Source organism: Streptomyces sp. NPDC056224 (assembly GCF_042267665.1).
Lineage (GTDB): Bacteria > Actinomycetota > Actinomycetes > Streptomycetales > Streptomycetaceae > Streptomyces.
Genome location: NZ_JBHJTK010000005.1, coordinates 67,416 through 88,743 on the forward strand (window position 1 = coordinate 67,416; position 21,328 = coordinate 88,743).

Below are 21,328 nucleotides of genomic sequence, written 5' to 3' on the forward strand. Positions count from 1 at the left end.
GGCGGCGTACACCTCCTCGTGGGAAGTCGACTGGGCGCTCCGGGGTTACCCCCAGCGGTGGCCGGGGGCATGTGAGGCGCCTCACCTACCGATTGTTCGGTTGTCCGCGCAATTTGGCTACAGGCGGCTCCAGGCTGTGGACAAACGGGCGCCGGGGCCCTGGGATGGATGCAGGACGTCCAGGAGAGGGAGGCATCGGGCAATGCCGGATGAACAAATGGCCGGAGCGGGTTCCGCACCGGTCCCGCCAGGGGGCGCCTCTGGAGTCCCATCCGTTCCACCCCGCCCGCTGGACCCGATCGACAGATCCATCATGCGGCTGCTCCAGGCGGACGGCCGCGCGTCGATACGCTCGGTGGCGGAGCAGGTGCACGTCTCGCGCGCGAACGCCTACGCCCGCATCAACCGGCTCATCGACGACCGGGTGATCCGCGGGTTCACGGCCCGCGTCGACCACGAACGTGCAGGTCAGGGCGCCTCCGCGTACATCACGCTGAAGATCGTCCAGAATTCCTGGCGCACGGTCCGCGAACAGCTGCGCGAGCTCCCGGGCGCCGCGCACATCGCCCTGGTCAGCGGCGACTTCGACGTACTCCTGCTGGTCCACACCCCGGACAACCGCACCCTGCGGGAACTGGTCCTGACCCGCCTCCAGGCCATCCCGGAGGTCCTGTCCACGCGCACCCTGCTGGTCTTCGAGGAAACGGATCTGCTGGACGCGGGCCCGGGTCCGGTGGGGCCCCCTGCGCTCACCGAGGAGTAGCCGGACGCGACAGCGCCCCCGGGAACGGCTGCGGGCCGTTCCCGGGGGCGCTGTGCAGGCGGTGCGGACCCGTCCGGCGGCTGCCCGCAAGGGGCGGCCGCCCCCGGGTCAGCGGGCGGTCAGCAGGCGGTCAGCGAGCGGTCAGCGAGCGGTCCGCAGGCCGTCCAGGGCCATGGTGACCACCGCGTCCGCGAGTTGGTCGGGGCCCGTGCCCGGGTGCGGGCGGTACCACTCGACCAGGGAGTTCACCATGCCGAAGAGCAGGCGGGTGGCGAGGCGGATGTCCACGTCCGCGCGGAGGTCGCCCTCGGCGGCGGCGGCCTTGAGGAGGTCGGCGACCTGGTGGTCGAACTCGCGGCGGCGTTCCAGCGCCCAGCGCTCGGTCCGCGTGTTGCCGCGCACCCGCAGCAGCAGGGTCACGTAGGGCAGTTCGCCGACGAGCACCTCCACCGTGCGGCGCGTCACGTACTCCACGCGCTCCACCGCCCGGCCGCGTACGGCGCCCGGCTCCTCCAGGACGGCGAAGAGCCCGTCGAGGGCGCGGCTCACGGCGCGCCGGAGCAGCTCCTCCTTGCCCGTGACGTGGTGGTAGATCGAGGACTTCGAGATGCCCGCGGCTTTGGAGAGGTGCTCCATCGAGGTGCCGTCGTAGCCGCGTTCGTTGAAGACCTGGACCGCGACGGACAGCAGGGTCTCGGGGGTGTACGTGTCCCGCTTCGCCGTGGTCACTCGGTCTCCCCCGCCTCGTCCGTATCGTCCGTCCCGTCCTCTTCCCCGGCGGCGTATCCCAGCTTGAACAGCGCCAGCGAGGGCGCGTACCGCCCGCCGGGGCAGCGCTCGTCGAGGTGGTGCAGCAGGTCGTAGGCCCAGTCCCGGCCGAGCCGGTCGTGCCATTCGGCCGGTCCGAGCGGGTAGTTGACCCCGAGCTTCATCGCCGTGTCGATGTCCTCGGCGGTGGCGGCGCCCCGCGCGACCGCGTCGGCCGTCAGGTCGATCAGCATCGCCACGGTCCGGGCGACGATCATGCCGGGGACGTCGCCGATGACGGAGACCTTCTTGCCCAGCTTCTGGAACAGGCCGACGGCCTCGGCGAGGGTCCGCTCGCTGGTGTCCTCGCTGGCGGAGAGCGCGATGCGGGTGGCGCCCCGGTAGTCGAGGGCGAGGTCGAAGTAGACGACGTCCGCGAACTCCACGGAGGTCTTGCCGTCGGCGAGGACCAGCTGGCCCTCGCCGGGCAGCTGGATGTACGGGCCGCCGTGCGCGGTGGCGCCGACCGTGATCCCGGCCTCCTCCAGGAGAACGGCCAGCTCCGCCGCGGGCCCGAGGTCGCCGACGATCGTGACCTTGTCCGGGGCGTCCTCGGGCGCGGCGGTGTGCGGCTGCGGCACGGTGGCGTCCGGGCCGTACGGGAACCAGCCGTGCCCCGACTTGCGGCCGAGGCGGCCCGACTGGACCAGCCGGCGCTGGGCGAGGGACGGGGTGAACTTGGGGCTGCGGAAGAAGGACTCCCACACCGAGCGGGTCACGGCCTCGTTGACGTCCTGGCCGATCAGGTCGGTCAGCTGGAACGGGCCCATCTTGAAGCCGCCGCTCTCGCGGAGCACGGCGTCGATGGTGGCCGGGTCGGCGCCCTGCTCCTCGTACACCGAGAAGGCCTCGGCGTAGAAGGGGCGGGCGATCCGGTTGACGATGAAGCCGGGGGTGTCGGCGCAGCGGACCGGGGTCTTCCCCCAGCCGAGGACCGTGGCGTACGCGCGCTCGGCGGCGGCCGCGCCGGTCGCGAAACCGCTGACCACCTCGACGAGCGGGAGCAGCGGGGCCGGGTTGAAGAAGTGCAGGCCGAGGAAGCGGCCGGGGTGCGCGAGACCGGCGGCGAGCTCGGTGACGGAGAGCGAGGAGGTGTTGGTGGCCAGCAGGGCGTCCGGCGAAACCACCTCTTCGAGTGCGGCGAAGAGCGTCTGCTTGACGGTGACGTTCTCGACCACCGCCTCAATGACGAGGGCGGCACCGGCGAGGTCGGCGAGGGCGCCCGCCGCACCGATCCGGCCGATCGCGTCCTCGGCCTCGACGCGGTCCAGGCGGCCCTTGGCGGCCATCCGCTCGACGCGGTCCTGCACCATGCCGACGCCGTCGGCGGCGAGCGCGGCGTCGATGTCGTAGATCAGCACGCGGTGACCTGCGAGAAGGGCGACCTGGGCGATTCCCTGGCCCATGGTGCCCGCGCCGACGACCGCCACAGTGCGGGACCGCTCGATTGCTGTCATGTCCTGATCCTCCCGCACCGACTTATCCACAGGTCCGCCGGGCCCTCTTGTCCCGACCGATCGTTCGGTTACTCTAACTCCAGTCTGCTCTCCTTCGCCCGGCTCAACGAGGAGTTGGTCCCTGATGGCCGCCGAGCTCACCGTCCCCCAGCTGTCCGCCAAGCACCGGCCCACCCTGGACCAGGCCCTGTCGGCGATCCGCAGCCGCGCCTACTGGTCCCCGCATCCCGAGCACCCCAAGGCCTACGGGGAGAACGCCCCGGCCGACGGCCTCGCCGCGTTCGAAGCCCTCCGCGGCACCCGGCTGGACCTGGGCCAGCCCGGCACGGACGGCTGGACGGGCGCCGAGGTGTCCCCGTACGGCCCGGCCCTGGCCGTCGAGTACCCGCACGCCGACCCGGACGTGCTGCTGCCCGCGATGAAGGCCGGCATGGCCGCCTGGCGCGACGCGGGCCCCGAGGCGCGCGCCCTGGTCTGCATCGAGATCCTGTCGCGCATCTCCGCCCGCACGCACGAGTTCGCCCACGCGGTCATGCACACCAGCGGCCAGGCGTTCATGATGGCGTTCCAGGCAGGCGGCCCGCACGCACAGGACCGCGGCCTGGAGGCGGTGGCCTACGCGTACGAGGAGCAGACGCGTGTCCCCGGGCAGGCCGACTGGTCGAAGCCGCAGGGCAAGCGCGACCCGCTGGAGCTCGGCAAGACCTTCACCGCGGTCCCCCGCGGCATCTCGCTGATGATCGGCTGCAACACCTTCCCCACCTGGAACGGCTACCCGGGCCTGTTCGCCTCCCTGGCCACCGGCAACGCGGTGCTCGTGAAGCCGCACCCGCGCGCCGTCCTCCCGCTGGCGCTCACGGTCCAGGTGGCCCGAGAGGTCCTCGCCGAGGCCGGTTTCGACCCGAACCTGGTCGCGCTGGCGGTCGAGCGCCCGGGCGAGGGCATCGCCAAGACCCTCGCGCTCCGCCCCGAGATCAAGCTGATCGACTACACCGGCTCCACGGAGTTCGGCGACTGGCTGGAGACCAACGCCCGCCAGGCGCAGGTCTACACGGAGAAGGCGGGCGTCAACACCGTCGTCCTCGACTCCACGGACGACTACAAGGGGATGCTCTCCAACCTGGCGTTCTCCCTGTCCCTGTACAGCGGCCAGATGTGCACCACCCCGCAGAACCTGCTGATCCCGCGCGACGGCATCGCCACGGACGCCGGGCACAAGACGTACGACGAGGTCGTCGCCGACCTCGCCGCCTCGGTCGGCGGCCTGCTGGGCGACGACGCCCGGGCCAACGCACTGCTGGGCGCGCTGGTCAACCCGGACGTCAAGGCCCGGCTGGAGGCGGCGGCCGGTCTGGGCGAGGTCGCGCTGGCCTCCCGCGAGGTCGAGAACCCGGAGTTCCCGGACGCGGTGGTCCGCACGCCGGTGATGGTGAAGCTGGACGCGTCCAAGCCGGACCCGGACGCGGCGTACCTCTCGGAGTGCTTCGGCCCGGTGTCGTTCGCGGTGGCGGTGGACTCGACCGCCGACGCCCTCGACCTCCTGCGCCGTACGGTCCGCGAGAAGGGCGCGATGACCGTGGGCGCGTACACGACGTCCGCGGACACCGAGCGGGCGATCGAGGAGGTCTGCCTGGAGGAGTCCGCGCAGCTCTCCCTGAACCTCACCGGCGGGGTCTACGTCAACCAGACCGCGGCGTTCTCGGACTTCCACGGCTCGGGCGGCAACCCCGCGGCCAACGCGGCCCTGTGCGACGGCGCCTTCGTGTCGAACCGCTTCCGCGTGGTGGAGGTCCGCCGCCAGGCCTAAGCCGTGTCCCTGGGCCCGCCCCAGTGGAACAGGGTCATGGCCACGCTGGTGGCCAGGTTGTAGCTGGAGACCTGCGGCCGCATCGGCAGTGCGACCAGGTGGTCGGCGCGTTCGCGCAGCTCGGGTGAGATGCCGTGCCTCTCCGAGCCGAAGGCGAGCAGCGCGTCGTCCGGGAGGGTGAGGGTGCGGATGTCCTCGCCCTCCGGGTCGAGCGCGTAGAGCGGGCCGGGCGGCAGTTCGTCCAGCTCCAGCCGGGCGACGGTGGTGGCGTAGTGCAGCCCGGCCCCGGCCCGGACCACGTTCGGGTGCCAGGGGTCGAGGTCGCCGCGGGTCACCACACCGGTGGCTCCGAATCCCGCGGCGAGCCGCACGACGGCTCCGACGTTGCCGAGGTTGCGGGGGTTGTCGAGTACGACGACGGGAGCGGGGCGCGGCAGCCGGTCGAGCCCGGCCCGCCCCGCGCTCCTGTCGGGCCGTACGGCGAGGGCGGCGACGCCGGTGGGGTGCACGCGGGGCAGCAGCCCCCGCAGCGGGGCCGGCCGCACCAGCCGGGCCACCTCCCCCTCGACGTCCGGGGCCAGCTCGCCGGCGAGCGCCCGTACCGCCCCGGGGTCGTCCGCGACGGCCATGCGCACGTCGGCCCCGAACCGCAGGGCGTGCTTCAGGGTGTGAAACCCGTCGAGCAGGACGAGGTCCCCCCGCTCCACGGCCTCCCGCCACTGCCGCACGGTCTCTTCGGGGCTCTGGTCCTCACTCATACCCAGACCCTACGGTCCGGCCGGCGCCCGGGGAGACGGCGCCGCAGGTCAGGTCAGGGCGGACCCGGCGGACACCGGGGCCGGCTCGGCGTCCGGCGGGGCCGCCAGGACCGGACCCCGGCGGGGCCGCAGCGCGGCGACCCGGGCGCCCAGCCAGACCAGGAACACCGTCGGCAGGAACACCGCGTCGGCGGCGATCATCGCCAGGGAGAAGAACGGCAGGCCCAACAGCACCGCGATCCCGGCGTGCTCCAGCATCATCAGGCCCAGCAGCACGTTCTTGATCCGCCGGTTGAACAGGGTGAACGGGAACGCCACCTGCACCGCCACCGTCCCGTACGACAGCAGCATCACCAGCGTCCCGCTGCTCGCCAGCAGCGCCGACAGCCCCGGCCACGGGGTGAAGTAGTCGAGCCCCAGCGGGTAGTACAGCGCCGTCCCGTCCTGCCACCGCGAACCCTGGATCTTGTACCAGCCCGCCGTCGCGTAGATCAGGCAGACCTCTGCCATGATCACCAGCATCCCGGCGTTGTGCAGCAGGTTGGCCAGCACGTCCAGCGTCGCGCGCCCCTGTCCCTCCGGCTCGTACCGGTCCACCACCCACCACAGCGCGCAGGCCACCCAGACCGCCGCGAAGGCCGCAAGCCAGCCGTCACTGAACCGCCCGGTCACCGCCCCGTACGCGAACACCGCGCCCAGCACCGCCCACAGCGCCGGCCCGGCGGCCCCCGCGCAGGCCGAACCGCGCAGCCGGGACCGCCGCGCGTCCAGGGACCACACCTGCGCGCACCGGGTCAGGACCAGGTAGAGCGCCATCAGGTGGATGACGTTGTCCCCGCCGTCGCCCATGAACACGCTGCGGTTCTGCAGCGAGAGCACCCCGGCCATGAACACCACGGACGTGGCCCGTGTCCGCCAGCCCAGCAGCAGCCCCACGCTCGCCAGCACGGACACCGCGTAGACGATCTCGAACCACAGCGTCGAGTCGGACCACATCAGCACCGTGAAGGCCCCGTTGGAGGCGATCAGCCGCTGCGCCAGCTCCCAGCTCCACGGCCCGTCCGGCCCGTACAGCTCGCCGCGCTGCGGGAACTCGCGCAGCAGGAAGAAGAGCCAGGTCCCGGCGAAACCGATGCGGATCACGGCGCTCTGGTACGGGCCCATGGCCTGTCCGGTGGCCTTCGCCAGCGCCCGCCCCGCGGAGGCCCGGAGTCTCACACCGTCCACCACGGCAGCTCCCGGTAGTAGGTCTGGGTGTCGGTCTTCTCGCCGCTCCACTCGGGCGCGTCCACCGCCCGCGTCGCCGAGCGCAGCTGGACCCGCAGGAGGCGCCCGCCGGGGTGGGCCGGGGTGAGCCGGTCCACCGCGATCCGCCGCAGGTACGCCTCGGACAGCGTGCCGCGCTCGCCGTTCGGCTTGTTGTCCTCGTCGTGCGAGCCGGTGAAGAAGTCCCAGGCCCGGCGGAGCTCGTTCTGTTCCGTGTGGCTCGGCAGCAGGCTGTGCCGGATGGCCGCGCCGTCCTCGGCGCTCAGGTCGCGCCAGTCGGTGGTGGTGAGCTCGCCGTCGGCGGTGCGCACCTGGGCGCGCACCTGCACCGCGATGTTCTGCTGGAGCGGATTGGGGGCGAAGAGCTTCCAGTTCTGTTCGAACTCGGGGTAGATCCAGCCGTCGACCGTCTTCGCGTGCTGCCGGCTCACCGTGTTCGCCGGGGCGACGTGCAGGAACACCAGGACGAGATGTCCGCAGGTGGCGACCGCGACAGCCCCGAGGGCGAGCGCGGCGACGATCCGGTACGGGGTGGACAGACCCGCTATTCCGGGCGCCCTCGGGGGTGGCGGAGCGGCCCTTCCGGCGGGCTCGTGCTCGTTCGAATCCATCCCGCCCCGATCGTCCGGCGTCCACAGGGTTGACCTCAGAGGTTGACACCCTACGGGCCGCCGTCTCACCATTGAAGAGGATGAACCGAACGATCGGTCGGTCGGGTGGCCAGACGGCCGGCCGACACACACGGACAAGGGGCCGGGATGGTTGCAGTGACCCCGGAGACGGGGCCGGAAACGGCCCTCGGGACAGACGGGACGGATGGGACGGACATGGCTGCTGATCTGGGCGCACAGCTCGCGGCGGCCTTCGACGCGGCCGTCGCGGCGGAGGAGCGCGTGGAACCGCGCGACTGGATGCCCGAGGAGTACCGCGCCTCCCTCGTCCGCCAGATGGCCCAGCACGCCCACTCCGAGATCATCGGAATGCAGCCCGAGGCCAACTGGATCACCCGCGCGCCCTCGCTGCGCCGCAAGGCGATCCTGATGGCCAAGGTGCAGGACGAGGCGGGCCACGGGCTGTACCTCTACAGCGCGGCCGAGACCCTGGGCACCAGCCGCGACGAGCTGCTCGACAAGCTCCACGCGGGCAAGCAGAAGTACTCCTCGATCTTCAACTACCCGACCCTGACCTGGGCCGACGTCGGCGCCATCGGCTGGCTCGTGGACGGCGCGGCGATCACCAACCAGGTACCGATCTGCCGCTGCTCCTACGGGCCGTACGCGCGCGCCATGGTCCGGATCTGCAAGGAGGAGTCCTTCCACCAGCGCCAGGGCTTCGAGCTCCTCATGACCCTGTCCAAGGGCACCGAGGCGCAGCACGCGATGGCCCAGGACGCGGTCGACCGCTGGTGGTGGCCCTCGCTGATGATGTTCGGCCCGCCGGACGACGAGTCGGCCCACTCGGCGCAGTCGATGGCCTGGCGGATCAAGCGGCACTCGAACGACGAGCTGCGCCAGCGGTTCGTCGACATCGCCGTCCCGCAGGCCGAGGCCCTCGGCCTGACCCTGCCCGACCCGGACCTGAAGTGGAACGAGGAGCGCGGGCACCACGACTTCGGCGCCATCGACTGGGCGGAGTTCTGGAACGTGCTCAAGGGCAACGGTCCGTGCAACGAGCAGCGCATAAGCCAGCGCCGCAGGGCACACGAGGAAGGCGCCTGGGTGCGCGACGCGGCCGCGGCGTATGCGGAGAAGCAGGCGGCACAGCACGCCGAGAAGAACGAGGAGGCACGGGTATGACGCAGAACTGGCCACTGTGGGAGGTGTTCGTGCGTTCGCGGCGTGGTCTGTCGCACACGCACGCGGGAAGCCTGCACGCCCCCGACGCGGAGATGGCCCTGCGCAACGCCCGCGACCTCTACACCCGGCGCAACGAGGGCATCTCGATCTGGGTGGTGCCCTCCACCGAGATCACCGCCTCCTCGCCGGACGAGCGGGACCCGTTCTTCGCCCCGTCCGCCGACAAGCCCTACCGGCACCCGACGTTCTACGACATCCCGGAGGGGGTGAGCCACCTGTGACCGGCACCGACACCACCGCCGCGACCACCGGGGCGACCACGGCGGCGGCCCTCGCCCTCGGCGACGACGCCCTGATCCTCTCCCACCGCCTCGGCGAATGGGCGGGGCACGCACCCGTCCTGGAGGAGGAGGTCGCGCTCGCCAACATCGCCCTCGACCTGCTCGGCCAGGCCCGCATCCTGCTGTCCATGGCCGGCGACGAGGACGAGCTGGCGTTCCTGCGCGAGGAGCGCTCCTTCCGCAACCTCCAGCTGGTCGAGCAGCCCAACGGCGACTTCGCCCACACCATCGCCCGGCAGCTCTACTTCTCCCTCCACCAGCACGAGCTCTACGCGGAACTGGCGCGCGGGGACGGCCCGATCGCCCCGCTGGCGGCCAAGGCCGTCAAGGAGACCGCCTACCACCGCGACCACGCCGAGCAGTGGACCCTGCGGCTCGGCGACGGCACCGAGGAGAGCCGCGGCCGCATGCGGGCCGCCCTGGACGCCCTGTGGAAGTACACCGGGGAGATGTTCCAGCCGGTGGAGGGACTCGAAGGCCTGGACTGGGCCGCCCTGGAAGAGCGCTGGCTCGCCTCGCTGACCGGCGTACTGGAGCGGGCCGGGCTCGCACTGCCCGAGGGGCCGCGCACCGGCGCCTGGGCGGCCGGAGCCGGACGGCAGGGCCTGCACACCGAGCCCTTCGGCCGGCTGCTCGCCGAGATGCAGCACCTGCACCGCAGCCACCCGGGGGCGTCGTGGTGACCGCCGGCGCCGGGACGACCCGCCTGGAGGCGGAGCTGACCGAGCTGGCCGGCTCCGTTCCGGACCCCGAGCTGCCCGTGCTCACCCTCGGCGAGCTCGGCGTGGTGCGGGGGGTGCGGGTTTACGAGGACGGCCACGCCGAGGTCACCCTCACTCCCACCTACACCGGCTGCCCCGCCATCGAGGCCATGTCCGCCGACATCGAGCGGGCCCTCACCGGCCACGGCATACCCAAGGTGCGGGTGACCACCGTGCTGGCCCCCGCATGGTCGACCGACGACATCAGCGCCGAGGGCCGGCGCAAGCTCGCCGAGTTCGGCATCGCCCCGCCGCGCCCCCACGCGGCCGACGGGCCGGTCCCGCTCACCCTGTCGGTCCGCTGCCCGCACTGCGGATCGACCGACACCGAGCTGCTCAGCCGGTTCTCCTCCACCGCCTGCAAGGCGCTGCGCCGCTGCACCGCCTGCCGCGAACCGTTCGACCACTTCAAGGAGCTGTAGATGGCTGCACCCCGCCACGGCGCGTTCCACCCGCTGACGGTGGCGGCAGTCGACCGGCTCACCGACGACTCGGTGGCCCTGACCCTCCGGGTCCCGCAGGAGCTGCGCGAGGACTACCGGCACGCCCCCGGCCAGCACCTCACCCTGCGCCGCGCCGCCGCACAGGGTGAGGAGATCCGCCGCACCTACTCGATCTGCTCCCCCGCCCCGGGGCCGCAGGGCCCCGGCCCGGCGGAGCTGCGGGTCGGGGTGCGCCTGGTGGAGGGCGGCGAGTTCTCCACCTTCGCGCACAAGGAGATCGCCGCCGGCGACGTGCTGGACGTGATGGTCCCGGCCGGCAGGTTCGTCCTGGACCCGGCCGCCGCACCCGCCGCCGCGCACTACGCGGCGATCGTCGGCGGCAGCGGGATCACCCCCGTGCTGTCCATCGCGGCGAGCCTGCTGGCCGCCCGCCCCGACGCCCGCTTCTGCCTCGTGCGCAGCGACCGCACGGCGGCGTCGACGATGTTCCTGGAGGAGGTCGCCGACCTCAAAGACCGGTATCCGGCGCGGTTCCAGCTGGTCACGGTCCTCTCCCGGGAGGAGCAGGAATCCGGCCTGCCCTCCGGGCGCCTGGACGAGGAGCGCCTGGCCGCCCTGCTGCCCGCGCTGCTGCCGGTCGCCGACGTGACGGGCTGGTTCCTGTGCGGACCATACGGCCTGGTCCAGGGGGCGGAGCGGGCCCTGGGCGCCCTCGGCGTCGTACGGACCCGGGTGCACGAGGAGATCTTCCACGTCGAGGACATCACGGCGCCGGCCCGCGCCGCCGCGTCCGGGCCCGCCCCCTCCCACGGACGGGTCACCGCACGGCTCGACGGCCGTTCCGGGACCTGGCCGGTCCAGGACGGGGAATCCCTGCTGGACGCCGTGCTCCGCAACCGCGCGGACGCCCCGTACGCCTGCAAGGGCGGGGTGTGCGGCACCTGCCGGGCGTTCCTCGTGGCGGGAGAGGTCCGGATGGAGCGGAACTTCGCGCTGGAGGCGGAGGAGACCGAGGCCGGGTTCGTGCTGGCCTGTCAGTCGCACCCGGTGACGGAGGACGTGGAGATCGACTTCGACCGGTAGCCCCGGCCCCGTCCGTCTTCCAGGCCTGTCCATTTCAGAGAACCTGCTCTATCTTGACGCCCCGTCAGATCAGAACGGGAGGACCGGCAGTGGACTTCACCTTCACCGAGGAGCAGCAGGCGGCCGTCGAGGCGGCCCGGGCCGTGTTCGCGGACGTCGCGCCCGACGGCGTGCCCAGTCCCGCGCTCACCCCGGGAGCCGTCGCCGACGACTTCGACCGTCGGCTGTGGGCCAGGCTCGCCGGATCCGACCTGCTGAGCCTGGTCCTCGCCGAGGAGCACGGCGGCGCCGGCCTGGACGCCATCGCGCTGTGCCTGGTGCTGCGCGAAGCCGCGAGGGTACTGGCCCGGGTGCCACTGCTGGAACACTGCGCCGCCGCCATGGCCATACAGGCCCACGGCAGCCCCGAACTGGCCGCCGCCCTGCTGCCCGGCGCCGGGCGCGGGAGCCTCGTGCTCACCGCCGCCGCGCACGGCCTCTCCGGCCACGACCCGGCCGAACTCGCCGTCACCGCCCGCCGCGAGGGCGTCGGCGGCGACTGGATCCTGGACGGCACGCAGACCGCCGTTCCCTGGGCGCACAGCGCCGACTGGATCGCCGTACCCGCCCACACCGGCGAAGGCGGGGCCGTCCTCGCCTTGATCCCGCGCACCGCCGAAGGCCTCGCCCTCGCCGAGCAGGTCTCCACCAGCGGGGAGCGGCTCGCCGAACTCGCCCTGGACGGCGTACGGGTGCCCCGCGCTCACCTCATCGACGCCCCCGGCGCCTGGGACCGGCTCCGCCAGCTCCTCGCCACCGGGACCTGCGCCCTCGCGCTCGGCCTCGGAGAGGGCGTCCTCGCCATGACCAGCCAGTACACGAGCAGGCGCGAGCAGTTCGGATTCCCGGTGGCCACCTTCCAGGCCGTCGCCGTCCAGGCCGCCGACCGCTACATCGACCTGCGCGCCATGGAGGTCACCCTCTGGCAGGCCGCATGGCGGCTCGACGCGGCGACCGGCGGCGCGGGCGGCCCGCTGCCCAGCTCGGGTGATGTCGCCGTCGCCAAGATCTGGGCCTCGGAGGGTGTGCGCCGGGTCGTGCAGACCGCCCAGCACCTGCACGGCGGCTTCGGAGCCGACACCGACTACCCGCTGCACCGCTACCACGCGTGGGCCAAGCAGCTGGAGCTCCAGCTCGGGCCGGCCGCCGCGCACGAGGAAGCCCTGGGCGACCTGCTGGCCGCCCACCCCCTCGCCTGACAGCGGCTGCGACTACAGCACGAAGGCCGGGTTCCCGTTGTCCGTCACCATCGGGCGCCCGGCGCCGTCCCATGCCTGCATGCCGCCGTCGACGTTCACCGCGTCGATCTCCTGGCGCACCAGGTACTGGGTGACCTGGGCGGAGCGGCCGCCGACCCGGCACATCACGTACACCCGGCGGCCGTCCTCGACCGCCTCCGTCAGCTCACCGAAGCGGCCCACGAAGTCGCTCATCGGGATGTGCAGCGCACCCTCGACATGGCCGGCAGCCCATTCGTCGTCCTCACGGACGTCGAGGACCAAGCCTTCGGAGGGCACCGCGGCAGCGTCCACCGAGGGAAGCGGTCCGAAGTTCATAGCTGTCGCCTTCTCTCGTCACGGATGTGCTGCCAACCTATCCGACGCACCCGGCGGGATTCAGCCCGCCGGCGCCCCGGACCCACCGGGTCACTGCGCGGCGAGCGCCGCGGCCAGCTCCGCCTCCCGCTCGGAGACCTGCGCCAGCAGCTGCTCCGCGATCTCCTCCAGCAGCCGGTCCGGGTCCTCGGGCGCCATCCTCAGCATCGACCCGATCGCGCTGTCCTCCAGCTCCTTGGCCACCAGCGACAGCAGCTCCTTGCGGCGCGCCAGCCACTCCAGGCGGGCATACAGCTCCCCGCTCCCGCCGGGCGCCGCCTCCTCGGGCGCCGGACCGGCCGCCCACTCCTCGGCCAGCTCGCGCAGCAGCTGCTCCTCACCCCGCCCGTACGCGGCGTTGACCCGCGCGATGAAGGCGTCGCGGCGCTCCCGCTCCGCGTCGTCCTGGGCGAGGTCCGGGTGGGCCTTGCGGACCAGCTCGCGGTAGAGGCGGCGCACCTCCTCCGAGGGGCGCACCCGCTCCGGCGGCCGCACGGGCCGGTCGGTGAGCATCGCGGCCGCATCGTCGGAGATCCCGTCCGAGTCCAGCCAGTCGTGGAACAGCTCGTCCACCCCGGGCATCGGCATCACCAGCGACCGCGCGTCCCGCGCACGCCGCAGATCCTCCGGATCGCCGGTACGGGCCGCCCTGGCCTCGGCGATCAGGGCGTCCAGTTCGTCGAGCCGCGAGTACATCGGGCCGAGCTTCTGGTGGTGCAGGCGGGAGAAGTTCTCCACCTCGACCCGGAAGGTCTCCACCGCGATCTCGAACTCGATCAGCGCCTGCTCGGCGGCCCGCACGGCCCGCTCCAAGCGCGCCTCGGGACGCTCCTCGCCCACATCGCCGGATTCGCCAGGGACTGTCTGCTCGGTCTGCTCGCTCACCCGGCCAGCCTACGGCCACCCCGGGCGGACCATGTTTCACGTGAAACACGGTCCGCCCGCGAGACAGCCGTCGCGACGGGCTCTAGACCCCGGTCTCCGCCGCGATCCGCCCGCTGCGGACCGCCGCCACCAGGTCGGCGTGGTCGGCTTCGGTCCGGTCCGCGTAGGCCACGGCGAAGGCGGCCATCGCCTCGTCCAGCTCCTCGTTCTTCCCGCAGTACCCGGCCAGCAGCCGCGGGTCGACGCTGTGCGCGTGCGCCCGGGCCAGCAGGGCCCCGGTCATCCGCCCGTAGTCGTCGATCTGGTCGACGGCCAGCGCCGCCGGATCCACGCTGCCCTTGCGATTGCGGAACTGCCGCACCTGGAAGGGCCGGCCCTCCACCGTGGTCCAGCCCAGCATGATGTCCGAGACCACCTGCATCCGCTTCTGTCCGGCCACCACCCGGCGCCCCTCGTGCTCCTCCGGCGCCGAGACGAAGCCCAGCGCGGGCAGGTGCGGCAGCAGCACCGAGGGGCGCGCCTCCTTGACCTGCAGCACCAGCGGCTCGCCGCGGTGGTCCAGCAGCAGCACCACGTACGAACGCGTGCCCACGCTCCCCGTCCCCACCACGCGGAAGGCCACGTCGTGGATCGCGTACCGGGCCAGCAGTGGCAGCCGGTCTCCCTGGAGCGTGTGCAGGTACGGTCCCAGCGCGGCCGCCACGGCCGCCGCCTCCCCGTCCCCGACCCGCCGCAGCACGGGCAGCGCGTCCACGAAACGCCGGCTGCCGTCCGCCGCGACCACCGTCGACTTGGCCGCGAACCGCGCCGAGGTGTTGTTGCGGGCCTTCTCCGAGACCCGCTCCAACGTGCCCAGCAGATCGCGGGCATCGGTGTGCGAGACCAGTTCCTCGTCCGCGATGGCGTTCCACGCGTCGAGCGCGGGCAGCCGGGCCAGCAGCCGCATGGTCCGCCGGTAGGCGCCCACCGCGTCCAGCGCGGCCGCCCGGCAGGTGTCCTCGTCCGCGCCCGCCACCCGGCCGGCCAGCACCAGCGAGGCCGCCAGCCGCTTCACGTCCCACTCCCACGGACCGAACACGGTCTCGTCGAAGTCGTTCAGGTCGATGACCAGCCGCCCGCGCGCGTCCCCGTACAGTCCGAAGTTCGCCGCGTGCGCGTCCCCGCATATCTGCGCGCCGATCCCGGTCACCGGACCGCCGGACAGGTCGTGGGCCATCAGCCCGGCCGCCCCGCGCAGGAACGCGAAGGGGTTCGCGGCCATCCGGCCCACCCGGATCGGCGCCAGTTCGGGAACCCGGCCGACATTGGACTCCTCCACCGCCCGCACGGCGTCCGGGCGCCCGGCAGGCGCCTCGAAGGCAGCGTGCGCCGCCCGCGGCACGCGCCCGCGCAGCGCCTTGCCCTCCTCCTTCGGCGAGCCGGCCACCACCCGCGGCGCGAACCCCGTCACTTCCGGTATCCGATACCCCGCTACCGTCGCCATGCGCGCCGCCCCCACCCGTACATCTGATCGCTTCCGGAACGGGCTGACGGTATCTACAGCCCGGCGTCCCTGGCCAGCAGCGCGGCCTGCACCCTGTTCTCGCAGCCCAGCTTCGCCAGGATCCGGCTCACGTACGTCTTCACGGTCGCCTCGCTCATGTGCAGCCGCCGCCCCGCGTCCGCGTTCGACAGGCCCTCCCCCAGCAGCGCGAGGACCCCACGCTCGCGTTCGCTCAGCGCCGCGACCTGGCGCCGGGCCTCCTCGCCGCGCGCCACCGCCTTCCCCGACGCCAGCTGGTCCACCACGTGGCGCGTCGCCGACGGCGAGAGGTACGCGTCCCCGGCCGCGGCCGCCCGGACGGCCCCGATCAGCTCGCCCGGCGCCGAGTCCTTCAGCAGGAACCCCGCACCGCCCTGGCCCAGCGCCCGCAGCACGTTCTCCTTCTCCCCGAAGGTCGTCAGGATCAGCGCCCGCACCTCCGGCACGGCCCGCCCCAGCTCCCCCAGCGCGGTCAGCCCGTCCATCACCGGCATCTGGATGTCCAGCAGCACCACGTCCGGCGCGTGTGCGCGGGCCAGGTCCACCGCTTCCCGCCCGTTCACCGCCTCCGCGACGACCTCGATGTCCGGCGCCGACGTCAGGATCATCCTGATCCCGGCCCGGATCAGCGGCTCGTCATCGGCGATCACCACTCGGATCACTTCGGCTTGCACCCGCGCTCCTACTGCTTGACCTCGTAAGCCTGCTTGTCCACGAGCTTGCCGTCCTTGAAGCAGAACCGGAAAATCAGGTCGGTCCCCAAGGAGCCCGAGCCGTCGTCGCCCGCCAGCAGCGCCAGACACTGCGAGCCCTCCGGCCGCGGCGGCCCCTTGCCCTCCGCCCCGGCGGTCAGGAAGCTCTCACCGCTCGGCAGCCGGTCCCGCACGGCTTGCTCCGATTCGCCCACCCGCACCGCGTCGAACTCGTCCCGGTCGAGCAGCGCATCGCTCATCGAGCCGACCAGCAGGGCCACCGCCGCACCGAGCACGATCACCATGAGCACCACGGCCGCGAAGGCGATGCCACAGCCCAGCGCGAAACCGCCGCTGCGGCTGCGCACCCGTACGGCCAGCTCCCGGTCCACCGCGTCCCAGTCCATCGGCGGCCCGCCCCGCAGCCCCCGGGCCTGCGCCTGCTGGCCGAAGTCGTCGGCGACGTCCTCCACCCCGGCGGGCTCCGCCCCGTACGGGAGCACTCCGGCCACCCGGAACCCGCCGCCCTCGACCGCTCCCGCGTACACCATCCCGCCGACCAGGCGGGCCCGCTCGCGCAGTCCCGTCAGCCCCTGCCCGCCCGACACCACCTCACCGGCCCCGGGACCGGCCGCCGGACCGTTGGCGATCTCCACCACCAGCGAGTCGTCCTCGTACCGCAGCTCCACCGTGATCGGGGCCCCCGGAGCGTGCTTGTACGCGTTCGTCAGCGCCTCCTGCACGATCCGGTAGGCGGCGTGGTCGCAGGCCGCCACGAGCGGCCGCGGCTGGCCCGAGACGGACATCCGCACATCGGTCCCCGCGCCCCGCGCCGCCTCCACGACCCCCGCGATGCCGGCCACCCCGCGGGCCGCGGGCTGCGCCGCCTCCTCCACGGGCACCGGCGCCTCGACCCCGTCCCGCAGGATGCCGACGACCTCCCGCAGCTCGTGCATCGCCGCCACCGACGCCTGGCGCAGCACCCCCACCGCCTCGCGCTGGCGGTCGGTGATCTTCGGATCCACCTCCAGCGCACCCGTGTGCACCGAGATCAGCGCCAGTTGGTGGCCGAGGCTGTCGTGCATGTCCTGGGCGATCCGCTGCCGCTCGCGCAGCCTCGCCTGCCCGGCCACCATCGCCCGCTCGCGCAGCAGCTGCCCGTTGCGCTCCTGGAGCGCACGCAGCAGCGTCCGGCGCTGCGACCAGTACCGGCTGGCCAGACCCGGCATCACCGTCGTCGCCAGGAACATCAGCGTGGAGAACACGACCACCAGGAGCGGCCGCATCTGCGCCCACTCGTGCACCACGCTCAGCCCGACCGACGCCAGGAACGCCAGGGTGAAGGCGGCCCCCGCCCGGCCCACCCCGACGATCCGTCGCCCCGCCGACCAGCCCAGCAGAGCCGTGATCAGGACCGTGCCGGGCAGGAACGCGCTCACCGCCGAGCCCGCCACGAGCGTCGTCGACGGTATTCGCCGCCGCAGCAGGGTCAGCGCCAGCACGACCACGGCACTCGCCAGCATCCGCCGCCCGGAGCCCTTGTCGAGCTCCTCGACGCCCAGGCCGAGCAGGGCCAGGATCCCGGCCAGCGCCAGATCCCCCGCCAGCATCCGCCCGGTCCAGGGCTCCGGCCCCTTCAGCCAGTCCCGGCCCGCACGCGTCATCGCCTTCGCATCCACGCGGTTGACCCTAGACATCCCGCCGCACCCCCGGCCGCCCTCTTTCGTCGCGCCCCGCGCGACGAAAGTCGAGCCGGTCACGACGAACGTCGAGCCGCGGGCGTAGAGCCGGCCGCGAAAGTCTGACCCGGCACGACGGCGGCCCGGACCCGGCGCGACGGCGACCCCGGCCCCCGGGCCTGACCACGCGTCAGCGACGGCCGCCCACCGTGGTCTACGTCACGTCCACCGCCCCCGGCCCACCCGTCGACCGGGACCGCGAACGCACAACACGAAACGGCCGCCACCGCTTTCGCGATGACGACCGTTTCGTCGATGTGGGCGAGGGGGGATTTGAACCCCCACGTCCCGAAGGACACTGGCACCTGAAGCCAGCGCGTCTGCCGTTCCGCCACTCGCCCGAGCGGCGCCCCAGTGAATCTTCCCTTTCGGGCCGTTCCCCTGGCGACGTCGAAACATTAGCACGGAGGACGGGGTGGAATCACATCGCTTTCCCCGCACCCCCGCACACCGCCCGGGACGGCCCCTCCCGCACTCCGCTCCTGGTGCGGGACACTGTCCTTGGGGCGCCCCTACGATCCCTTGTGAGGACCAACACTCGTCCGCACAGGACCGATGGGGAACCACCCGAATCCGCCACGCGTGGATACGATCAGTAAGCAGTACAGGGCGACAACGACGGAGGAGGTGCCCCATGGGAGTTCTGAAGCGGTTCGAGCAGCGACTCGAAGGTCTGGTGAACGGCACCTTCGCCAAGGTGTTCAAGTCCGAGGTCCAGCCGGTGGAGATCGCCGGAGCCCTCCAGCGGGAGTGCGACAACAACGCCACCATCTGGAACCGCGAGCGGACCGTCGTCCCCAACGACTTCATCGTCGAACTCAGCGCCGGCGACTACGACCGCCTGAGCCCCTACTCCGGGCAGCTCGGCGACGAGCTCGCGGGCCTCGTCCGCGACTACGCCAAGCAGCAGCGCTACAGCTTCATGGGCCCCATCAAGGTCCACCTGGAGAAGGCCGACGACCTCGACACCGGTCTCTACCGGGTCCGCAGCCGCACCCTCGCCGCCAGCACCTCCCAGCCGCAGGCCCCCCAGGGCCGGCAGCAGGGCGGTGCATCGGTCCAGGGCGGCTACGGCTACCCCCCGGTCGCCGCACCGCCCATGCCCAGCGCCCCGCCCCCCGGCGGATCCGGCGCCCGGCGGCCCGCCCCCGGCGGACCCGGCGCGGCCGCGGCCTCCGGCGCCCCCAAGCGCCACTGGATCGAGATCAACGGCACCCGCCACCAGATCTCGCGCCCCACGCTCGTACTCGGCCGAAGCACGGAAGCCGACGTGCGGATCGACGACCCCGGCGTCTCGCGCCGGCACTGTGAGATCCGGACCGGAACGCCCTCGACGATCCAGGATCTCGGGTCCACCAACGGCATCGTGGTGGACGGGCAGCACACCACCCGCGCTACGCTCCGCGACGGCTCGCGGATCGTCGTGGGCAGCACCACCATCATTTACCGGCAAGCCGAAGGGTGAAGCGGGGGCAATGTCAGAGCTGACCCTGACGGTCATGCGGCTGGGTTTCCTAGCCGTTCTGTGGCTGTTCGTCATCGTGGCCGTACAGGTCATCCGCAGCGACCTCTTCGGAACGAGAGTGACGCAGCGCGGCTCCCGCCGCGGCGGCGCGGGCACCGCCCCGCAGCAGCCGGGGCGCCAGGCCGCGCCACCGCAGCAGCGCCAGCGCCGCGGTGCGCCCACCAAGCTCGTCGTGTCCGAGGGCACCCTCACGGGAACCACGGTGGCCCTCGCCGGCCAGACGATCACGCTGGGCCGCGCCCACGACTCGACGATCGTGCTGGACGACGACTACGCGTCCAGCCGCCATGCCAGGATCTACCCCGACCGGGACGGCCAGTGGATCGTCGAGGATCTCGGGTCCACCAACGGCACGTATCTCGACCGGACCCGGCTGACCACCCCGACGCCCATTCCGCCGGGCGCCCCGATCCGCATCGGCAAGACCGTCATCGAGCTGCGGAAGTAGTACGAGAATGAGCGAGCGGAGCGAGCGCGCGGCGGTGATCCGTCCCACCGAGGACACGGACACGTGCGCGCTCCCGACCGGAGGGTGGGCAGTGTGGCTCGAGACCGGTTGTACCCGGAGCCGACCGGCGAGGTGCGCATGAGTCTGTCCCTGCGGTTCGCCGCCGGATCGCACAAAGGCATGATCCGTGAGGGGAACGAGGACTCCGGCTACGCCGGACCCCGTCTCCTCGCGATCGCCGACGGCATGGGAGGCCAGGCCGCCGGCGAGGTCGCGAGCTCCGAGGTGATCTCCACCCTCGTGCAGCTCGACGACGACGTCCCGGGCTCCGACATCCTCACCTCCCTCGCCACGGCCGTGCAGCGCGCCAACGACCAGCTGCGCGTCATGGTCGAGGAGGACCCCCAGCTCGAGGGCATGGGCACCACGCTCACCGCCCTGCTGTGGACCGGCCAGCGCCTCGGCCTCGTCCATGTCGGAGACTCCCGCGCCTACCTGCTCCGCGACGGCGTCCTCACCCAGATCACCCAGGACCACACCTGGGTGCAGCGCCTCGTCGACGAGGGCCGCATCACCGAAGAGGAAGCCACCACCCACCCGCAGCGCTCCCTCCTGATGCGGGCACTCGGCAGCGGCGACATCGTCGAACCCGACCTCTCCATCCGCGAGGTCCGTGCCGGCGACCGCTACCTCATCTGCTCCGACGGACTCTCCGGCGTGGTCTCCCACCAGACCCTCGAAGAGACCCTCGCCGACTACCACGGCCCCCGCGAGACCGTGCAGTCGCTCATCCAGCTCGCCCTGCGCGGCGGCGGACCCGACAACATCACCTGCATCGTCGCCGACGTGCTCGACACCGACAGCGGCGACACCCTCGCCGCCCAGGTCAGCGACACCCCCGTCGTCGTCGGCGCGGTCGCCGAGAACCAGCACCAGCTCTTCGACGGCGGCAACGCCATGGAGACCCCGGCCGGCCGTGCCTCGGGCCTCGGCCGCCAGGCCGCTCCGCCCGCCGGCGCCTTCGGCCCCCCCGGCAGCGGCGAGGCGGGCGGCTACGGATACGGCGACCAGGGCCAGGGCGGCGCCTACGGCAGCTTCGGCGAAGCCGAGTCCTACGACGCGGACTCCGGCTACGAGGACACGTACGACCACCCCCGCAGACGCCGCGGCAAAGGGCGCAAGTGGACCACCCGTACGCTGGTCCTGCTCCTCGTCGCCGGCGCCGTCGGCGGCGGCCTCTACGCCGGCTGGCGCTGGACCCAGACGCAGTTCTACGTCGGCGTGAAGGGCGAGCACGTCGCGCTCTTCCGCGGCATCAGCCCGAAACTCGGACCGCTGGAGCTCTCCAAGGTGGAGACCGACCGCCCCGACATCGAACTGAAGTACCTGCCGCCCTTCAAGCGGAAGCTCGTCGAGGCCACCATCAGCGAGGGCAGCCTCGACGTCGCCCGCGAGAAGCTCGACGACCTCGGCGTACAGGTCTCCGCCTGCAAGAAGGACGAGGAACGCCGCAACGCCGAGGCGCAGAACCAGACACCGGGCTCCACTCTGACTCCCGCGGAGCAGCAAGTGGTCAGCCTCTGCGGCAAGCAGTAGACACT

The 21,328-nt window shown here is 72.6% G+C and carries 21 protein-coding genes and 1 tRNA gene; 11 read left to right on the forward strand and 11 right to left on the reverse strand.

Annotated features, from left to right (window positions below; genetic code table 11):
• Positions 1-202 precede the first annotated feature (202 nt).
• A complete protein-coding gene (locus ACFCZ1_RS09220) occupies positions 203-763 on the forward strand; it encodes an Lrp/AsnC family transcriptional regulator (RefSeq protein WP_376677772.1) in 561 nt (186 codons plus the stop codon).
• Positions 764-904: 141 nt separating this feature from the next.
• On the opposite strand, the gene ACFCZ1_RS09225 is transcribed toward ACFCZ1_RS09220, so the two are convergent.
• Together ACFCZ1_RS09225 and ACFCZ1_RS09230 are read right to left on the reverse strand one after the other, a co-directional pair.
• Positions 905-1,492 carry a TetR/AcrR family transcriptional regulator gene (locus ACFCZ1_RS09225; protein ID WP_376677773.1) on the reverse strand — a complete coding sequence of 196 codons (588 nt, stop codon included), beginning with the start codon at positions 1,490-1,492 and terminating at the stop codon, positions 905-907.
• A complete protein-coding gene (locus ACFCZ1_RS09230) occupies positions 1,489-3,027 on the reverse strand; it encodes a 3-hydroxyacyl-CoA dehydrogenase (protein WP_376677774.1) in 1,539 nt (512 codons plus the stop codon). The genes ACFCZ1_RS09225 and ACFCZ1_RS09230 overlap by 4 nt, the downstream gene beginning before the upstream one ends.
• Positions 3,028-3,151: 124 nt before the next feature.
• Between ACFCZ1_RS09230 and paaN the strand changes: the two genes are divergently transcribed.
• Positions 3,152-4,834, forward strand: a complete 1,683-nt coding sequence (gene paaN / locus ACFCZ1_RS09235; protein ID WP_376677775.1) for a phenylacetic acid degradation protein PaaN — start codon at positions 3,152-3,154, stop codon at positions 4,832-4,834.
• Here paaN and ACFCZ1_RS09240 read toward each other — a convergent pair.
• From ACFCZ1_RS09240 to ACFCZ1_RS09250, 3 genes are read right to left on the reverse strand one after another with little or no spacing between them, the layout of a single operon-like run.
• Positions 4,831-5,592 (reverse strand): TrmH family RNA methyltransferase, encoded by a 762-nt coding sequence (locus tag ACFCZ1_RS09240; protein WP_376677776.1) that lies wholly within the window; start codon positions 5,590-5,592, stop codon positions 4,831-4,833. The two genes, paaN and ACFCZ1_RS09240, sit on opposite strands and share 4 nt — an antisense overlap.
• 48 nt (positions 5,593-5,640) lie before the next feature.
• Positions 5,641-6,756: an HTTM domain-containing protein gene (locus tag ACFCZ1_RS09245; RefSeq protein ID WP_376677972.1), complete on the reverse strand. Its 1,116-nt coding sequence runs from the start codon at positions 6,754-6,756 to the stop codon at positions 5,641-5,643.
• Between the two features lie 50 nt (positions 6,757-6,806).
• Positions 6,807-7,541, reverse strand: coding sequence for a DUF5819 family protein (locus tag ACFCZ1_RS09250; RefSeq protein WP_376677777.1), 735 nt, complete (start codon positions 7,539-7,541; stop codon positions 6,807-6,809).
• A gap of 75 nt (positions 7,542-7,616) precedes the next feature.
• Here ACFCZ1_RS09250 and paaA point away from each other — a divergent pair, with 75 nt between their 5' ends.
• The 6 genes from paaA to ACFCZ1_RS09280 all read left to right on the forward strand — a co-directional run bounded on the left by paaA (position 7,617) and on the right by ACFCZ1_RS09280 (position 12,520).
• On the forward strand, positions 7,617-8,654 hold the full coding sequence (gene paaA / locus ACFCZ1_RS09255; protein ID WP_376677778.1) for a 1,2-phenylacetyl-CoA epoxidase subunit PaaA: 1,038 nt from the start codon (positions 7,617-7,619) through the stop codon (positions 8,652-8,654).
• Positions 8,651-8,935: a 1,2-phenylacetyl-CoA epoxidase subunit PaaB gene (gene paaB, locus ACFCZ1_RS09260; protein WP_030817166.1), complete on the forward strand. Its 285-nt coding sequence runs from the start codon at positions 8,651-8,653 to the stop codon at positions 8,933-8,935. Before paaA ends, paaB begins: the two co-directional genes overlap by 4 nt.
• The gene (gene paaC, locus ACFCZ1_RS09265) at positions 8,932-9,678 is read left to right on the forward strand and encodes a 1,2-phenylacetyl-CoA epoxidase subunit PaaC (protein ID WP_376677779.1); all 747 of its coding nucleotides are present in this window, start codon (positions 8,932-8,934) and stop codon (positions 9,676-9,678) included. Before paaB ends, paaC begins: the two co-directional genes overlap by 4 nt.
• The gene (gene paaD, locus ACFCZ1_RS09270) at positions 9,672-10,178 is read left to right on the forward strand and encodes a 1,2-phenylacetyl-CoA epoxidase subunit PaaD (RefSeq protein ID WP_376677780.1); all 507 of its coding nucleotides are present in this window, start codon (positions 9,672-9,674) and stop codon (positions 10,176-10,178) included. Before paaC ends, paaD begins: the two co-directional genes overlap by 7 nt.
• Entirely contained in the window at positions 10,179-11,282 is a 1,104-nt protein-coding gene (locus ACFCZ1_RS09275; RefSeq protein ID WP_376677781.1) for a 2Fe-2S iron-sulfur cluster-binding protein, read from the forward strand.
• 89 nt (positions 11,283-11,371) lie between these two features.
• Positions 11,372-12,520 carry an acyl-CoA dehydrogenase family protein gene (locus tag ACFCZ1_RS09280; protein WP_376677782.1) on the forward strand — a complete coding sequence of 383 codons (1,149 nt, stop codon included), beginning with the start codon at positions 11,372-11,374 and terminating at the stop codon, positions 12,518-12,520.
• A gap of 12 nt (positions 12,521-12,532) precedes the next feature.
• Here ACFCZ1_RS09280 and ACFCZ1_RS09285 read toward each other — a convergent pair whose 3' ends face one another.
• From ACFCZ1_RS09285 to ACFCZ1_RS09310, 6 genes are all read right to left on the reverse strand, one after another.
• Entirely contained in the window at positions 12,533-12,877 is a 345-nt protein-coding gene (locus ACFCZ1_RS09285; protein WP_376677783.1) for a rhodanese-like domain-containing protein, read from the reverse strand.
• 90 nt (positions 12,878-12,967) lie between these two features.
• Complete coding sequence (locus ACFCZ1_RS09290) at positions 12,968-13,801, reverse strand: J domain-containing protein (RefSeq protein ID WP_376677784.1); 834 nt, start codon at positions 13,799-13,801, stop codon at positions 12,968-12,970.
• An 82-nt stretch (positions 13,802-13,883) separates the two neighbouring features.
• Positions 13,884-15,284 carry a DUF2252 domain-containing protein gene (locus ACFCZ1_RS09295; protein WP_376677785.1) on the reverse strand — a complete coding sequence of 467 codons (1,401 nt, stop codon included), beginning with the start codon at positions 15,282-15,284 and terminating at the stop codon, positions 13,884-13,886.
• 53 nt (positions 15,285-15,337) lie between these two features.
• A complete protein-coding gene (locus ACFCZ1_RS09300) occupies positions 15,338-15,985 on the reverse strand; it encodes a response regulator (RefSeq protein WP_376677973.1) in 648 nt (215 codons plus the stop codon).
• 20 nt (positions 15,986-16,005) lie between these two features.
• Entirely contained in the window at positions 16,006-17,679 is a 1,674-nt protein-coding gene (locus ACFCZ1_RS09305; RefSeq protein WP_376677974.1) for a sensor histidine kinase, read from the reverse strand.
• Positions 17,680-18,012: 333 nt separating this feature from the next.
• A tRNA-Leu gene (locus tag ACFCZ1_RS09310) sits at positions 18,013-18,095 on the reverse strand.
• A gap of 293 nt (positions 18,096-18,388) precedes the next feature.
• On the opposite strand from ACFCZ1_RS09310, the gene ACFCZ1_RS09315 reads away from it, so the two are divergent.
• The 3 genes from ACFCZ1_RS09315 (at position 18,389) to ACFCZ1_RS09325 (ending at position 21,323) form a co-directional block, all read left to right on the forward strand.
• Positions 18,389-19,219, forward strand: coding sequence for an FhaA domain-containing protein (locus ACFCZ1_RS09315; RefSeq protein ID WP_376677786.1), 831 nt, complete (start codon positions 18,389-18,391; stop codon positions 19,217-19,219).
• Between the two features lie 10 nt (positions 19,220-19,229).
• Positions 19,230-19,727, forward strand: a complete 498-nt coding sequence (locus ACFCZ1_RS09320; RefSeq protein ID WP_376677787.1) for an FHA domain-containing protein — start codon at positions 19,230-19,232, stop codon at positions 19,725-19,727.
• Positions 19,728-19,820: 93 nt separating this feature from the next.
• The gene (locus ACFCZ1_RS09325; RefSeq protein WP_376677788.1) at positions 19,821-21,323 is read left to right on the forward strand and encodes a PP2C family protein-serine/threonine phosphatase; all 1,503 of its coding nucleotides are present in this window, start codon (positions 19,821-19,823) and stop codon (positions 21,321-21,323) included.
• Positions 21,324-21,328: the final 5 nt, after the last annotated feature.

Bases quoted from the DNA above. Each gene is read 5' to 3' on its own strand.
- ACFCZ1_RS09220 (WP_376677772.1), top strand. From the start codon at position 203: ATGCCGGATGAACAAATGGCCGGAGCGGGTTCCGCACCGGTCCCGCCA.
- ACFCZ1_RS09230 (WP_376677774.1), bottom strand. From the start codon at position 3,027: ATGACAGCAATCGAGCGGTCCCGCACTGTGGCGGTCGTCGGCGCGGGC.
- paaN (WP_376677775.1), top strand. From the start codon at position 3,152: ATGGCCGCCGAGCTCACCGTCCCCCAGCTGTCCGCCAAGCACCGGCCC.
- ACFCZ1_RS09240 (WP_376677776.1), bottom strand. From the start codon at position 5,592: ATGAGTGAGGACCAGAGCCCCGAAGAGACCGTGCGGCAGTGGCGGGAG.
- ACFCZ1_RS09245 (WP_376677972.1), bottom strand. From the start codon at position 6,756: ATGGGCCCGTACCAGAGCGCCGTGATCCGCATCGGTTTCGCCGGGACC.
- ACFCZ1_RS09250 (WP_376677777.1), bottom strand. From the start codon at position 7,541: ATGGTGAGACGGCGGCCCGTAGGGTGTCAACCTCTGAGGTCAACCCTG.
- paaA (WP_376677778.1), top strand. From the start codon at position 7,617: ATGGTTGCAGTGACCCCGGAGACGGGGCCGGAAACGGCCCTCGGGACA.
- paaB (WP_030817166.1), top strand. From the start codon at position 8,651: ATGACGCAGAACTGGCCACTGTGGGAGGTGTTCGTGCGTTCGCGGCGT.
- ACFCZ1_RS09275 (WP_376677781.1), top strand. From the start codon at position 10,179: ATGGCTGCACCCCGCCACGGCGCGTTCCACCCGCTGACGGTGGCGGCA.
- ACFCZ1_RS09285 (WP_376677783.1), bottom strand. From the start codon at position 12,877: ATGAACTTCGGACCGCTTCCCTCGGTGGACGCTGCCGCGGTGCCCTCC.
- ACFCZ1_RS09295 (WP_376677785.1), bottom strand. From the start codon at position 15,284: ATGGCGACGGTAGCGGGGTATCGGATACCGGAAGTGACGGGGTTCGCG.
- ACFCZ1_RS09305 (WP_376677974.1), bottom strand. From the start codon at position 17,679: ATGACGCGTGCGGGCCGGGACTGGCTGAAGGGGCCGGAGCCCTGGACC.
- ACFCZ1_RS09315 (WP_376677786.1), top strand. From the start codon at position 18,389: ATGGGAGTTCTGAAGCGGTTCGAGCAGCGACTCGAAGGTCTGGTGAAC.
- ACFCZ1_RS09320 (WP_376677787.1), top strand. From the start codon at position 19,230: ATGTCAGAGCTGACCCTGACGGTCATGCGGCTGGGTTTCCTAGCCGTT.